11 protein-coding genes and 1 pseudogene are annotated in these 15,245 nt (G+C 38.2%); 1 reads left to right on the forward strand and 11 read right to left on the reverse strand.

What is annotated here, in order from left to right; all coding sequences use genetic code 11:
- Positions 1-287 (reverse strand): annotated as a pseudogene (locus tag ABDW16_RS21075) (hypothetical protein); the annotation flags it as partial.
- A gap of 320 nt (positions 288-607) precedes the next feature.
- On the opposite strand from ABDW16_RS21075, the gene ABDW16_RS21080 reads away from it, so the two are divergent.
- The gene (locus ABDW16_RS21080) at positions 608-1,519 is read left to right on the forward strand and encodes a glycoside hydrolase family 43 protein (RefSeq protein WP_343672462.1); all 912 of its coding nucleotides are present in this window, start codon (positions 608-610) and stop codon (positions 1,517-1,519) included.
- 79 nt (positions 1,520-1,598) lie between these two features.
- Here ABDW16_RS21080 and ABDW16_RS21085 read toward each other — a convergent pair whose 3' ends face one another.
- The 10 genes from ABDW16_RS21085 to ABDW16_RS21130 all read right to left on the reverse strand — a co-directional run bounded on the left by ABDW16_RS21085 (position 1,599) and on the right by ABDW16_RS21130 (position 15,234).
- Positions 1,599-1,964 (reverse strand): hypothetical protein, encoded by a 366-nt coding sequence (locus tag ABDW16_RS21085; RefSeq protein WP_343672463.1) that lies wholly within the window; start codon positions 1,962-1,964, stop codon positions 1,599-1,601.
- Positions 1,965-2,024: 60 nt separating this feature from the next.
- The gene (locus ABDW16_RS21090) at positions 2,025-2,612 is read right to left on the reverse strand and encodes a Crp/Fnr family transcriptional regulator (protein WP_343672464.1); all 588 of its coding nucleotides are present in this window, start codon (positions 2,610-2,612) and stop codon (positions 2,025-2,027) included.
- A gap of 152 nt (positions 2,613-2,764) precedes the next feature.
- Positions 2,765-3,130 (reverse strand): hypothetical protein, encoded by a 366-nt coding sequence (locus ABDW16_RS21095; RefSeq protein WP_343672465.1) that lies wholly within the window; start codon positions 3,128-3,130, stop codon positions 2,765-2,767.
- A gap of 317 nt (positions 3,131-3,447) precedes the next feature.
- Positions 3,448-4,323, reverse strand: coding sequence for a hypothetical protein (locus tag ABDW16_RS21100; protein WP_343672466.1), 876 nt, complete (start codon positions 4,321-4,323; stop codon positions 3,448-3,450).
- A gap of 46 nt (positions 4,324-4,369) precedes the next feature.
- On the reverse strand, positions 4,370-4,804 hold the full coding sequence (locus ABDW16_RS21105; protein WP_343672467.1) for a hypothetical protein: 435 nt from the start codon (positions 4,802-4,804) through the stop codon (positions 4,370-4,372).
- 102 nt (positions 4,805-4,906) lie between these two features.
- The gene (locus tag ABDW16_RS21110; RefSeq protein ID WP_343672468.1) at positions 4,907-5,614 is read right to left on the reverse strand and encodes a hypothetical protein; all 708 of its coding nucleotides are present in this window, start codon (positions 5,612-5,614) and stop codon (positions 4,907-4,909) included.
- Between the two features lie 301 nt (positions 5,615-5,915).
- Positions 5,916-6,206: a hypothetical protein gene (locus ABDW16_RS21115; RefSeq protein ID WP_343672469.1), complete on the reverse strand. Its 291-nt coding sequence runs from the start codon at positions 6,204-6,206 to the stop codon at positions 5,916-5,918.
- 702 nt (positions 6,207-6,908) lie between these two features.
- Positions 6,909-7,457, reverse strand: coding sequence for a macro domain-containing protein (locus ABDW16_RS21120; RefSeq protein WP_343672470.1), 549 nt, complete (start codon positions 7,455-7,457; stop codon positions 6,909-6,911).
- 413 nt (positions 7,458-7,870) lie between these two features.
- Positions 7,871-8,740: a hypothetical protein gene (locus tag ABDW16_RS21125; RefSeq protein WP_343672471.1), complete on the reverse strand. Its 870-nt coding sequence runs from the start codon at positions 8,738-8,740 to the stop codon at positions 7,871-7,873.
- Between the two features lie 2 nt (positions 8,741-8,742).
- Positions 8,743-15,234 (reverse strand): DUF6443 domain-containing protein, encoded by a 6,492-nt coding sequence (locus tag ABDW16_RS21130; protein ID WP_343672472.1) that lies wholly within the window; start codon positions 15,232-15,234, stop codon positions 8,743-8,745.
- Positions 15,235-15,245: the final 11 nt, after the last annotated feature.

The raw sequence follows: 15,245 nt of genomic DNA on the forward strand, positions 1-15,245 counted from the left end.
GGATACCGATAAGCATCCTTTACAGCCATATTATAAGCATTCTGCCCCGGGCCTGCCAGCGACTTATAATAAGCCTTCAGCTCCGGATCTTCCAGGATCACCACAGCATAAGCCGCCGCTACCCGCATCTTATACCGCGCTTCCAGCTGCTTCTTCGTCGGCTTTTTCTTAGACGGGCCGCGTTTCTTCGCCATAATTATCTGCCCGTTCCGCTCGTAAATTGTAATCTGATCGCCCAGCGTACCCCGGACGAGTTGGAGGAGTATATTGTCTTTAACAATAGCCATAAAAATCAATTTTGGGGTTTATAAGACCAATATTAATGATCTTATCCAAACAATAGTGAAGCTTTATTACTAAATGAGTACTAATACGTCACTAAATGTGCACCTCAATATCCAATCGATATAGAAATGTACTTTTAATGTACTTATGGTATGCTTATCGTAGTAAGGCTATGCTATACATTAGCCTACTCGAAATACTATTTACTGGCGGCACCATCTATAGCCAGTAAGCAAAGAATCTTTCTGGAAAATATACTATCGCTATATTACCTTTAACCCCTATGAATACTCAGAAAATATCTTTTTGCATTGCATTCCTTATGACATGCGTCTCCACCGCATGCCTGGCACAACAGCCATCTATCTTTCTGGCTGACCCAACAATATTCAGGGATCAGGGAAAGTTCTACCTTTATGGCACCGGCAATCCGGACGGATTTCCAGTCTTTGAATCGAACAATCTTACAAGCTGGACACCTGCAGTCCACCACCTCGCCCTAACCCGAAGTGAAAGCTTCGGTTCGCAAGGCTTCTGGGCACCACAGGTCATCTTATTTAAAGGAGTTTATTACATGGCCTATACCGCCAATGAGCAAATTGCCATTGCTAAAGCTACCAGTCCGACCGGGCCATTCAGGCAGGATAGTCTCCATGCAATCAGCGGTACGGGCAAACAAATCGATCCATTCCTTTTCTTTGACGATAATGGGAAGGTATACCTCTATCATGTGAAGTTGCAACATGGCAACCGCATCTTTGTTACAGAAATGAAACCCGACCTGTCTGATATCATTCCCGGTACGGAAAAGGAATGTATTGCAGGAACTGCAGGATGGGAAAATACCGCAAATTCGGACTGGCCCGTAACGGAGGGGCCTACGGTTTTAAAATATAAAAATACCTATTACCTCATTTATTCTGCCAATGACTTTCGTAATAAGGAATATGCAGTAGGGTATGCCACATCTGCTTCTCCAACAGGTCCATGGAAGAAATATGAAAATAATCCCATCATCAGCAGGCATAATATCGGGTATAACGGAACAGGTCACGGAGATGTTTTTATGGACAACAGCCATCATATGTATTATGTGCTGCATACACATCGTTCAACGGAGAAAGTATCTCCCCGTGCCACTGGCATGATAAAAATAAAATTTAAGGATGTAAAATCAGGGCCGGCAGTACTGGTAGCAGATACGACCTCGTTTGAATGGTTGCAGGAGAAGTAGTTTTTTATAGCCCGGCAAAGCGCCACTTTGCCGGGCTGATTATTTTTCGTAATGTGGCCTGTGTTGGCTGATTATATAATTATACCTTTTCTAAGCCATCCGGTATGTCATCCACACTATAATATACCTTCAGTCCCATTTCCCTCGCCTTCCTCACATCCTCATCCGCCCCTTTGGAAGCTCCTTCTATTCTCAACACTGCATCACATTTTTCCAGCATCCTATGTGCAACAGGGTACTGAATTTCCTCCCATGCCGCATCTCCTGGCCGCTTGGAGCCGGCCAAATGAATTAAAGGCAATGCTATCCATTCCCCTATAAATGGAACATGCCCTTTCCTGAATATAGGCAACGCTACTGCTTCCAGCTTTGACAGGTTTTCTTTCATCCGTGCGGGGTCGTCATTCGTCCCACTACGATAGGGGCCGGCAATTAGAATCAACATGTTTTTGTTTTTTTACAAAGGAAATAAGATTCCCACACTCCGGACTTAAGGTATATTAAGTTATTTGTCCCGAAGATGTTTTTTGCGAATATAGCTCAGAAACTCAGGGGTAATGCCCAGGTAAAAAGCAATTTGCTTTTGGGTAACATTACTGGCAATCTGTGGATACTTGTTAATAAACCGTACATATCGTTCTTCCGCATTGAGTGTCAGGTTTTCTATACTACGCAGCTGTTCCCTTGTATAAGCATTCTGCATCAGTATGCGGAAAAAACGTTCAAACTTTGGAATGGCAGTTAATAACTGGTCAAAATTGACTTTGCTCAAGTTGAATACACTGCTATCTTCAATGGTTTCTATAAAGGTCATGCTTGGCTTTTCGTTGAGAAAGCAATACATGTCTGTCAGCCACCAGTCTTTCATCGCAAACATAATGGTAGATTCCTTCCCTTTTTCGTCTAAGCAGTAGGATCGTAAAGCACCGGTATGGATATAGCTTAACTGGTTACAGGTCTGACCTTCTGCTAATATGGTTGTTTTTTTGGGTATTTCTTTATGGACCAGGAGGGAGGTGAAATAGTTTTGCTCTTCTTTGGTTAAAGAAATATGTTTGGCTATGGTTTTTAAAATTGAGTCGTTTAGTTCCATGGAGAGGGAAGGTAGTAATAAAAATGAAAATGGAGACTTGGGGCTGGTTCAATTGGCTGATATTTGGGCAAATCCCTATGATTATGACCTTTTTCCAATGTTCTTATTACAGGTAAAAATGAACATTCTAATTTTAGATCTCATCAAGTGTCTTAAATAAAATACCCCTGAATAGATTTACAAAGAACATAATCCTGATCTTTAAAATGAATTTCATTTTCTTCATTAAAAGGATCCAAAGAAATATAATACCCCTCATTATTCTTAAATAATTTAAAACGTTCAACGTAATAAAAGTAATGGGATTTTGAATAAAAAAAAGAGTATTCTTCTATTTCCAGAAATCTTATTTTAATTTCTCTTTGCGCTTTTGAACGAGATAAATTTAAATAGATATCGATCACTAATCCTTCATTAGCGTCTTCAAAAATATCTAATTTAAATAGTCTGCTATCCAGTATACTTAATTCTGCAGATAACTTATTAACTAAATTCTCATTCGATTCTATTAATTGCATATTGCTAAACATTTACGTCTAAACTGAGAATGATAGGCGGCTTTTAAAAAATTCAAGAAAAGAAAATGTATTATTGACATAACAATTTCATTACTCCCTCGATATGGCCATTAAATACAATAAAACCTGAAAAACATACTCCTGCTAACATGAATTCTAATCCACCGCCATCTCCGAACTCCTTATTCTGTAGTTTTTTTCATTACAATTAAATCTGTTCTCCAGGTAGTTCATTCCCTCCAATGCATTCGAACTTATCTTCCCCATAGTAAGTACCAAAGAATAATAATGAGTTCATTTGGTAAAAGCAGTTTCAGTTATTTATTTAGCTTACTACAAAAAGAAGTATCTAAAAGCATCCATGTTATTTCATTATTTTTTTGGCTGGCGATAAACGTTATGTTCAATTTAAATACTGACGTGGGCTTCCTATCTTCTCTTCCATATCCGTTTTGCAGTCCCTCACAAAAAGACAGAATATCTCCAGAAAAATTCAAATCCATTAAACCATCCTTATCGACATCAATATTCTTGAATATAAGTTCAAACGGCTTGTAACATATACACTCCAGGCTATTGTTATACACTGGTATCCCATTATTACAATAGTTATCTGACAATGTGCTAAATTTACTCAGAAAATACTGGGTTCCATCAAATTCATATAAGTAAAAATATCCCCTTGATTTTAAAATATGAACACCAGCAAGAAAGTAGGCAGTATCTGCTTCTTTCAATTTTACGAGATCAAAATTATCTAAAAAAAATATTGCAGCTTGCGCCCTCAGTTTGCTTATAACTAATATTCCTTTTTTATAAACTGATTCTGGCAGCTGATCTGATAACTCAAATTTATAAATGCTGGTCATTCCCCAATTTCTAAGGTTCGCTTCTTTAACATACATGATTTTCTTAATATCATTAATAGTAATACTTGGGAATATATCAGAGAAAGAAGTTAAAAAAAATTGATTTGGAATAGAATCTTTTTTAACAATATCTAAATTGACTCCTACTACTTTGCTTTTATTTAATAGATCATTCGCTGTTGAATCCTGGGGTTCCCTTGTACTATCACTAGATTTAGATAAAGAAATGTTATCTAATCCCGTTTTATACTTTTTCTCATCCAACCTATGCTTACAACTAATGCATAGAGAAAATATTAGAATGATGAACCTAAGATTTTTCATAATCTTGTTTTTTTCTTTTTCTGAAGCATTTATTAAATACTCAATACTAGTTTCCAGAAAATGTAAAAACATCCCCCTCTTTTCCCTTGCATAATATGTAAATCTGTTTAGGGATTCCATTTTCAAAACTTATCGTTGTTTTTTGATCACAGTCTTTATATGGAAGAAATATCAGTTTTGCCTTCTCCAATCTATCAGGAAGATACCATACCCCACCCACATAATAATTTCCCAAATACCTATTCCTTCTATCATAGATCAAAAGCTGACATGTAGCCCGCTTTGCATCTTCGTACAATCCAAAAAGGTAAATTGAATTTAAAAATTTCAGCGTTTCCCCTTTCTTCGTCTTAATACACACTAAATATCTTAATCGGGTTTCACTATTACCTTTCGCTTTAAATATAAATTCCTTCCCTACAACATTTTTATGCAACACCTGTTCCCTAATCCTGACCTCATCTTGAGCGTATGTCCTCAAATAAGCACCAATAAAAAATAGTCAAATTATGGCTCTCATGATTTTAAATAATTAGAAATGAAGCAGTTATAATGCGTCTTCTCCTTAAATTCTATTTGCAGTCTAATAATTTATAATTTTGTAGCATACGGGGATAAAAACTTCCTTCTTTTTATTATATCGTGCAAGATAACTTACATGCTTGTTGTTTCGAACCTTAAAGTCCAATTTCAATCCTGTTTCATTAATAACTACACCGCTAAAAGCAAACACGACAACCTCCATTTTAGCTAAACTAAAAATTAAAAAGGGCTTATCCTGATTTGCAGATGTTGGAGATAAGTATTTGAACACTACTACCACACATTCTCCATAATTGTCTATAGCAGCGTTATAAATCCTGTCAAACCTAAGCCGCTCTGTCAAATAAAAATCTTCGTCCGCGCCCATGATTTTTCTATAAAATTCATTTGCAAAAACGGAATCTTTTAAAAGTCCAGTGATGGTATCCTCATATTGGTAGTATTTGACTTGATGATTAAACAGATTATACTCCTCCAATAGTTCTTTAGTACTCAATGCCTGATATCCTCTTTGGCAGTCGTGAACTTCATTGATTGAGTCTAATACAGAATTATTTATATTTTCTTTTTTTCTGATAAACGCAATAGAATGTACGTTGACAGTATCAACCTTATCAATCATTTGGCCTATTACGGTATCATTTGAAGTGAAGGTAGAATCCCCCATTCCCGTTTTATTGCCGGTATGAGAACAACTAATCATAGCAATAGTGAGAACAAGAATAACAATATCACCATTATACTTCATAACTAATAGTTTATACTAGTGGGGTTCTTTGATTTTCCTTTCATTTTGAGAACGTTCCTTTTTATCTGGCAATCATTTTTTTGCCTTGCACATTCTGTATTATCAGAGGATTTTTTGAAAACTGACATTAAGTTCTTCGACCCAAAAGTTGCTCCCAAAAACATATTAACCAGCTACCCGCGGAAGCTAAAGATTACGTATTCAATCACATTGACATAACAATTCGAGGCATTAAAAGCAAAAATCATAAATAATGTAAGCTTTACCAATTATGGCATGACCCACAATATTTATTTTAAACTTACCTGATCTCCCCTTCTCCTAAAATATCCCGTCCTTCATCAAAAGTAAACTTCACTCCCGTTTTACAATAACCATCATCTATCATTTCTTTTATAAAAGTAATTTCAACGTTACCTTTTGAACCTGGGTAAAAATAGTCTGCTCCTATAATTTTAATACTACCCGATATTTTTGTCGTTGCACCCGGAAGGTTAAACAATGGTCTATAGCCGCTCCTAAAAGGAGTTTTTCGTAATCGCGCATCTGAAAACAATTCTATTGTTGCAAAATTTTTTATAAGATCTACCATTCTTTAGAGTTAAAAGAGTTAGTGGGACGAGGTGAAAAATTTAACCTTTTCCTTTAAAAATGATAGTGCTATCTTTTTCTAAGAAAACATTAAAGCTGTCAAAAAACTTTACCAGTTACCAAGATGTATATATAACCACTAATACCCCATTGGAAACCAGACTCCCCTTGCAACAGGGGGGACCATGTTGGGTATTACATGACCCTGATCTAAGGTCCTTATATCAACATTTTTAACCATTCGCTTTATTATCGGAAGGTCATTGGTCTTAAAGACTTTTTCCTTCAAAATCCCAATTGCATCTTCATAATTATATGCAGTAATACCACAGCCTATTAGTGTACCAGAAGGTATTTGGCAACATCCGTGAAATTTAAATCAAATTCAAACCAATATCTTAACATATAATGTTGTTTTAAACTAATTATCACTCTTTATTCTACAGTCGCCGGGTCAGCGTCATAATATTGACGGATATATTCTATCACCTCAACAAAACGGTCGTCCGCCCCACACCGCCATTCCCCCTTGGTTGCTGCGACGGCAGCCAGAGTGTTCAGAAGAAGGCCGTAATACTATTCTGCGCGTGGAGGATGCGCCCTTAAAAGAAACTCAACTTACGACTACTGCTAAAACTAAAAGCATAAAAAGCCACAGATCTGAATCTGTGGCTCGATTATTTTAAAATTCCATACGCTAAGATCAAGATTTTAAAAACTCTTCAAAGACGACTAGATTAACTAAAGAATCTTTAGCTGTATGAACAATTACCTCCTTTACTTCCTCCCAAACCAACCCTCCTAAGCCAGCTCCAATTCTCGGCAGGCCAATCTGCGTTATACCATTATCATCTGCAAGCTTTAGCATCAAAGACAAGCTTTCCATTATTGCTGGCAACTCCGCTTTTGTTCTCCAGTTTTTTTGAGTCCCTAAATTGAATACCGTAAACGGAGGGGAGCTATAAACAAAAACACTCCCTAATTTGAATGTTCCATTTTTGCAACGAACCTTATACTCTTCATACATCTTTGGGTACCTGACCTTAAAATCCAACGCTATGCCTTTTCCCATTGCCCCGGCACAATTGCATCCGTGGGCATAGGCGGTAAGGCCAGGATAATTAAACAGATCACCTTTAATAAACAAAACTGCCATTCTATTTCCTATTATTCCATGATCGATAAAATTCTTCAGCCGTAATTCTATCAGAAGGATCAAAATCAAGCTGATCAAGTGGTTGATCCCTAACATATGTTCCCCTTCTTCCGGATTGTTCTCATCCAGATAAATAACCTTTGCAGGATAAACTTCTATTTGTTTAGTAATATAATTATCTGCAAACTCAAAATAAAACGTTCCCCACTCCCCTTCTGCAGATTTTCGTTCTTTTTTATATATACTTTATCCATCATTATTTTAATTTCCACCAGGTAGACCATGATTTCTGATTCGCCCTCCTAAATTCAATGAAGTATTAGAACTATTTAAGAAAATATTATTCTTGTGTCTAACTTTTAGGGGGCAGGTCATATGTACACTATATTCCCGTGGATACTTATTCAAAAAAACAAAAAGCATATTCAGAGTAAAACACAAACCAGCGGAATATATCCGCGGAACTTTGTATGATCAATATTTCACTTAGCACTTCGGGGCAATTTCACCTATATCCAATTTGACATTAACAATTGAAAACTACTATTCAGATTCAATGAGTCATCCAGTTTAATCAACATAAAATACTCTTCCCCATTCTTATCCTTCATCACTTCCCATTGCCCTTTCTTAAAAGAAAAAACAGTAATTTTATAACACTCAGCATCCGAACAATTAAAATTTTTATATTTCTTATTCCCCGCTACTAACCTCTGTATATCCTTATGAGTAAAGCCGCTTTGAATAGACAAAAAATCCAGGCACCCATCATGATTTATATCTGAGTATCTAAGCCCTGCAATGTCATCAGTATTAATAAAATAATGAAAACTTGTATCTGATTTATAAATTCCAATCACAGGATAAAAGTTAATCCGACAGGCCCCTCCTACACAATTATCAGGATAAGGCCCACCTTTCATGATAATAAATGATGCCCCATTGTAAGTGATTAAACTATTAGGCCAATAATTAAATTGCTGCCAACACATTAAGGTATCCTGATTGAAGCATTTATTACCAATACCTAAGAAGCTATAACAACCCTCGGGGTCATTAGCAATGGACCCTTTTTCAGAAAAAAAATATTGTTTCACCAATCCCATTTTCTTCACAAGCTTTAAGCCATGTTTAGTATATAAAGTATCAGTCTGCGGTCTACTTACTGAAAAAGCATTCCTTTTTTTTGGGGACAGTTTGCCCATATAGCATATACTATCTAAAAAACGCTTAAAGGATTTATACTTCGATGCTTCATAATTGTCCGGAGTACCTGCCTCACAAACTTGTACAATTGCACTTGATTTTACTGATTTAACAGATACCCCCATTTTAAAATGGCTAAAAAACAACAAACAAAAACCTAATATAAATTTCATATTTATTTCTTTTTATACTTATCAGAAAAAGTACCGTAAATATTACCTCCATAAGAAGCAGTAATAATATACTTATAACTATTCGAAGAAGTTCCAATGTGTGCAGGGTTAGTAATAGGCGTATATATACCTTTAAAATAGCCATTATCAGCCCATTTATATCCATTTGCCTGCTGCTCCTTATACATTATCCATCCGGGAGTAAAAAAGTCCTTACCATGTTCTTGTATCGCTCCATTTGAATAATCCTCACCTCCCATCAGCACATGTATAGCTGCCCCAATTGCACTTTTCATACCGCTTACTGCATCTCTTCCAGCATCACTGGATGCTAAAAATTCTCTTTGATTAGATAGAAATGAGGAATTTCTACCTCCAGTTTGCGAGTAAATCGTATTAAGTGCATCTTGTTCATTATTTATCTTGTCAAATCCGTAATAGGTATTTTTTGCCTTCGTCCAATTCTCGAGCATACCCAGTGATGCCTTTTGCGCATCCCCATTTGCTACATTCTCATTGTAAGCCCATCCTGCCATTTGTAAAAAAACATCTTTGTTCACTCCTGTTTGCGCAGTTAGGTCGGTTACTTTGCTTTTATCCAAAACCGACATTGTCATCCCATCACCTGCAGCTGACGAAAATTTCACCCCGCCATCTGCAACCACATATATTTTTTTATCGTCAATGTTATCACTGCCAATATATGCTCCATCCGTTCCATAATAGTCACCGGCTATCATTCCATCAACATCAATAAACCGAATCGGATTATTATAAGTATAATTATAGGGGCTCCATCTTCTGGACATTTCAGTCATTGGATCAATCACATTCCATCTCCCTATCTGCTGATCATACATCCTCGCTCCGTAATCATACCACTCTAACCCTGAACCATCCCCGAACTCTTTCGACTGTAGTTCTTTACCATTATATTTCAGACGGTTTTGCGGGTAGTTAGATCCTTTGAGCGCATTCGAACTAATCCCCGCCATCGTCAACCCAAATGGATAATAATGCGTTTCCTCCAACACTCCCCCGCTATTATGTGTCACTATCAAATTATCAAAAAACACATCTTGCCCACTCTCATTCGATTCATAAATATAAATAAATCCTGTCTTTTTAATCACCATCTTACCCACCACCAAGGAAATCAACGAATCTATCTCCCCCTTCACCTGCCTCACCCCACTATTCTCATCCACCAAATTAAACTGATCATCAAACGCCGCAAAATTCAAATACGCCTTCGGTTGTGTCGTCACATTCTGATTCGGATCCTTGCTCTTTAAACCGTCATAAATCCCCGTAGTAAGCAGCGAAATTGGAGAACTACTTCCTGTCCCTCCATGCACCCCATCACTGACTCCACTCCCGGAAAAAGCCTGTAATATCGCGCTTACCATACTACTTGAAGTATTCCCCGAAGTACTCGCTCCCGCATTCTTATATAATGCTTTACAAACAATCGTAATACTATCCCCAGCCATCACCCGCAATACCAGTGACGGACCTATCTTCTGCCCATTTACACCATTCAATTTCGCCACATAATCATTCGGACTAGTTGTATTATCCGTCGGGTACACCGCAGGCTTTGCCGCCCTGGTATTGTCGATATTATTGAACAAGGCGTTCTCGATACTACTAGCCGAAGTCTCCATCGTAGCAGCATAAACAGCCGTATCTGACTTCGTCCCTAAAACCATTCTCACATTCCCTAAGTGATCTTTTACAAAATAATCATAGGTATACCCAACCGGTTGACCTGTTTTATAAAGCAGCCTGATTCTTCCCTCCTCAGTAAGGATATATCTCAACGTGTCAATGCCATCCACACCGGCCTCATAAACCATATCTCCTATATAGTGCGTCCAAAGATATTTCGGCGTAGCGGTATCACTCACCAGTTTTGATACCTTTTCATCCCCACCCGCGTATTGATAAAATATTTTTCCTTTATTCTTCACCTCAACTATAGACACCAGATTCATATGATTGTACCAAATGCTGTCTATATCTTTATTCTTATCCCTAGCTAAACTACCTGACCCATTATACCAATAGTCCCTGGTTTCATCATTGGCCGACTCTTTAAAATCGCCTAAAATAGTTTGAGTGTCGTTTCGCTTATCTGTGACATAATTTAACTTATTACTGAAATTGAAATACCCATACTTCAAACTATCTACCGTCTTTATAGCAGTTCCATTCATACCCACCTGTTTCATGGAACTGATATTGCCGGCAATATCATAAACCAGCCCACTAACAGAGAAGTCTATCTTGTCCTTTGTCCATGCCGTACTGCCGCTATTTTGTTGATTAAAATTTGCCTGCAATAAGCGGCTCAAATTATCATAATTAAACCCATAGGTCCTTGCAATACCATCTCCTCGGCTTTTCCATTTTATGCCTGAAATATTGCCGTTTAACTGCTTTAAATCAAAACCAAAATCATAGTTAATTTCCTCTCCAAAGTAATTGGTTGTACTTCCCGGACTATTTACGTACGATTTGTTTATGCCCCTCAGCCAATTCTGAATATTATACTCATAGTTCAGGGTTTCCAATGCAGATGAAGCTACTCCAAGACGCTTGGAGCTTAAACGGCCTAATTCATCGAAATCGTTGACCGATATTGTCTGTTGAAGATTAAGATTATCATTTATCCGTTTTTTAACAGAATCAATCCTGCCCCCTGGATCAAAATGATTCATTGTGAGCAGCGTTGTTTGCGGAGTCGCATTGGATTTCGGGTTATTATGTCTTAAGTAAGTACTTAAACCCTTGCCAGAAAAATCAAAAAGATTATTGGTTATATCTTTTCCACCCTGCATATTTTCAGCTATAACCTGTACCTGTCTTCCTTTATCATTGAAATAAAACGTTGACATTAAAAACTGCCCACTATAATCAACCTGCACCCTTGATCCGGTTACTAACCCTCTTGTCTGTTTAGAGGCCGTGGCGGGTAGTGGCTCTGAATATAAGTTTCCACCCGCAAGTGGCTTAGTCAGATCTGTAGTGGCGTATGCACTAACACCAGTAAAATTATAATCATCATAGAAGGTATAGACCTGTTTAGTTACATATGTGGTATCAATAAAGCCAAAAGGATTGGTAGGGTTAAATGCATAATGAGAGATGGAATCCAATAAAGCCATCCTACTCAATTGAATATAGCATAGACCTCTCATTCTTTCCCTATTTTCAGAATCATAGTAATAAAATTCCCAAAAGCCTAATGACTTTAAATTTCCGTCTCTCCTTGCAATAATTCTATCTCTTTTATCATATACAATTTCTACAGAATCTGCCCCGGGATTTTTATTAATTACATTTCGGCTACGGGAATCACACCGGTATTGAAAACATAACTCAGCCGCAACAGAATCTGCAACAATCCAGTTGCTCTTAATACTTTCTACAGCTTTAGGAGTAATTACAAATCTTAATCTATCAAGATCATCATTTACATAATAGGTACATGCCCATCCGGTATGACCAGGCATCAGCTGATCAGAAAGCTGGCTTTTAGCTAAAATAGTATGACCCTCAAAATCACTAAATTCAATGGAACGATTACCATTCTCATCTATCCCTTCCTTCACTGATAAGGTGCCAGGGGAAAAATATCCTTTCCGGTATGGTACACTGGCACTATCAATACTAATTTTCCATAATACGACTGAGTCAAATACGGTATTTGCCCTTTCAATAAATTTCGATCCAACTCTTTTCCCTGTCCAGCTTTTACCAGGCGCAGTTGTCTCCAATGTCCGGTTAAGAGGAGATGATTCATAAATTGTATTGGAATAATAATATCCTTCCTGATTATTGTAAAGAGAATTGTAAAAGGCAGGTTGCTTTATATTTGAGTTCGTTCTAAACTCACCGGTTGCCAGACTATCAGTATAATCCAGATATTTCTGTGGTTCTCTGCCAAACGGATCATAAAACCTTGTAGAAATCATATCAGCCAGGTCACGTGTCGCTTGTTTAGCTACCGTTTGAATTGATCTGCCTAATCCATCATAGTATTCCGTCACCTGCTTAACATCGTTGGGAGACGTTTGCGCATCTGCTGTAGCCTGATCAGTAATTTGCGGTTTGCTAAAAGTTCTCGTACGGACATAATTCATATTATTAGCATTCATGCCAGTATATGCCGGCATGGAAACAGCCACCTGAGTTCCTGCAGAAGCACCTGTTTCTGAATTGGGCACTAACTGTGCATTGGCATTTACAACCCTTACCTGCACTGTGTTAGATGCCACACTTTTTGATGTACAGGTAGCCATCCGGCGAAACCATGTATTTACTGTTATGCCGGATACAGTTGTAGCACTTATATTATTCCAGGTATACCCATCCGTTGAACTCTGGTACTGGTAAGTATAACTACTGCAAGCTCCCCCTGATGCATTTTGTGTGCTTGACAGCGTGATACTTCCCCCACTGGAAACTGCGGCACTATTGATACTTATAATCCCACCATAAAATACCGGGAAGACATTTATAGTATCGCTATAAGCTATAAAGCTGGAACTGGTTATTTTAAGCCTATAATAGGTCTTAGAAGCGATTACAGGAACAGCATAAGACAATGAGGTCGCTCCGGAAATATTTCCCCACGTTACAGCATCGCCTGAAGACTGCCAATTGTATGTATAAGCACCAGTACCTCCAATTGGCGCCTCTGATACAATAGTAAGTCCCCGGGCATAAAAAAGTGTATCAGTTGGTATATCTGCTGGTACAAGGGGTGGATAAACGTTAAAAATGGCCGTATTCGAATTAGCTGTTGCCCCATTACTGGTCGTTGTTCGCCTGAACCATGTGGTCACATTAAGAGCCGGAGAAGTATAATTCTGTGCATTTGCGCCGCTAATAGCTGACCAGGTAGTACCCGCATCAGTAGAACTATACCACTGATATGTATATGATCCACTACCACCAGTTGGTATGGTTCCTGAAATTTGCCCCGATGTATTACCCTGAATTATTTCCCCGGATGCCGGAGATACAGTTCCTGCTGACAGTATCGGATATACATTTACTGTAATTACATTGCTGGTTACCGTTACCCCGTTACTGGCAGTATTCACTCTAAAATACCTCGTAGCGGTCAGTGCAGGAGATGAATAATTTTGCGCCGTAGCGCCGCTGATATTTGTCCATGTAACATTGTCTGTTGACTGCTGCCATACATAGGTATACGTTCCATTCCCACCAGTTCTGGTATTTGTAATTTGCCCGGGAGCTGTATTGTAATTTATATAGGTACCAGACCATGATAAAACACTGGTGAGCTGTGGATACACATTAACGGTACTAACCGCACTTGTAACGGAGACTCCATTGCTTGTGGAAACTATCCGGTAATATCTTGTAGCCGTAAGATTTGTGGTGGAATAAGTTAATGCATTTGCGCCAGCGACGTTACTCCATGTACTGTTATCAGCGGAAACTTGCCATTGGTATGTAAATGAACCATTTCCACCGGTAGGGGCAGTAGCCGTAAGAGCTGTAGTACTATTATAATTAATACTGACGGTCGTAGGAGCAACAGATCCGGATACCAATTGAGGATACACATTAACAACAGAAGAATTACTATAAACATTTACTCCATTACTGCTGGTCCAGACACGAAAATATGTAGTCTGAGTTGGTTTTCCGTCAGTCCATTTCATTAGCCCTATAGTTCCATTCATGGATCCCCAACTGCTATTGTCAGTGGAAACCTGCCAAATAATCGAATAGCTGCCATTTCCTCCAGCTGGTGAAGAGTATCTTAAGGTATCAAAAGCTGTATTATAATTAATTGATTGGCTGGATGGTGTTAGTGTACCAGAGATTAACTGAGGATAAACCGTAATCTGGCTAACATTACTGTATACAGTCTCTGTTCCACTTGTTGCTTTTAATCGAAAATACGTGGTCGAGGTTAAGGTTGGGGGAGTATAATTTACGGCCGTTGCGCCAGATATATCTGTAAAGCTAGTGCCATTACTACTTTGTTGCCACTGGTATTGATTAGACCCTATCCCTCCTGTTGCACCGGTATTTGACAATTGCCCCGGGCTCGTATTGTAGTTGATCGCAGCAGATGCCGGGGATGTTGTTCCAGCTGCCAGATGATCCGCAACAATTACAGTAGCGACTGGACTCAGGTCTGTGCTACTATTTGTAGTACTGGTAAAATAAACCCGGTAATACCATGTTTGCGTGATAGCACCCGGACTATATGTTGTCCCTGTTGCACCAGAGATATTATAAAAGTCAACATTATTCGAAGACCGCTGCCATTGATACGTATAACCCGATATATCCGGCCCGCCAATGGTAATTGAAGATGCTGTAGCTCCGCTATATATTTGTTGTGTAGTTGGAGAAATGCTTCCTCTCTGGCCTATTACGGTTATAGAAAAAGCTATAAACATTAATAAGCAAAGCAATATTTTGCTATAAAAAAGTTTATTCATAGTTGGGGTTA

Source organism: Chitinophaga sp., from assembly GCF_039596135.1.
GTDB lineage: Bacteria > Bacteroidota > Bacteroidia > Chitinophagales > Chitinophagaceae > Chitinophaga.

Excerpts from the sequence above, each read along its gene's own strand:
- ABDW16_RS21085 (WP_343672463.1), bottom strand. The coding sequence starts at position 1,964 with ATGTTGATTCTAATTGCCGGCCCCTATCGTAGTGGGACGAATGACGAC.
- ABDW16_RS21110 (WP_343672468.1), bottom strand. The coding sequence starts at position 5,614 with ATGAAGTATAATGGTGATATTGTTATTCTTGTTCTCACTATTGCTATG.
- ABDW16_RS21125 (WP_343672471.1), bottom strand. The coding sequence starts at position 8,740 with ATGAAATTTATATTAGGTTTTTGTTTGTTGTTTTTTAGCCATTTTAAA.
- ABDW16_RS21100 (WP_343672466.1), bottom strand. The coding sequence starts at position 4,323 with ATGAAAAATCTTAGGTTCATCATTCTAATATTTTCTCTATGCATTAGT.
- ABDW16_RS21095 (WP_343672465.1), bottom strand. The coding sequence starts at position 3,130 with ATGCAATTAATAGAATCGAATGAGAATTTAGTTAATAAGTTATCTGCA.
- ABDW16_RS21090 (WP_343672464.1), bottom strand. The coding sequence starts at position 2,612 with ATGGAACTAAACGACTCAATTTTAAAAACCATAGCCAAACATATTTCT.
- ABDW16_RS21130 (WP_343672472.1), bottom strand. The coding sequence starts at position 15,234 with ATGAATAAACTTTTTTATAGCAAAATATTGCTTTGCTTATTAATGTTT.
- ABDW16_RS21120 (WP_343672470.1), bottom strand. The coding sequence starts at position 7,457 with ATGTTAGGGATCAACCACTTGATCAGCTTGATTTTGATCCTTCTGATA.
- ABDW16_RS21115 (WP_343672469.1), bottom strand. The coding sequence starts at position 6,206 with ATGGTAGATCTTATAAAAAATTTTGCAACAATAGAATTGTTTTCAGAT.
- ABDW16_RS21080 (WP_343672462.1), top strand. The coding sequence starts at position 608 with ATGACATGCGTCTCCACCGCATGCCTGGCACAACAGCCATCTATCTTT.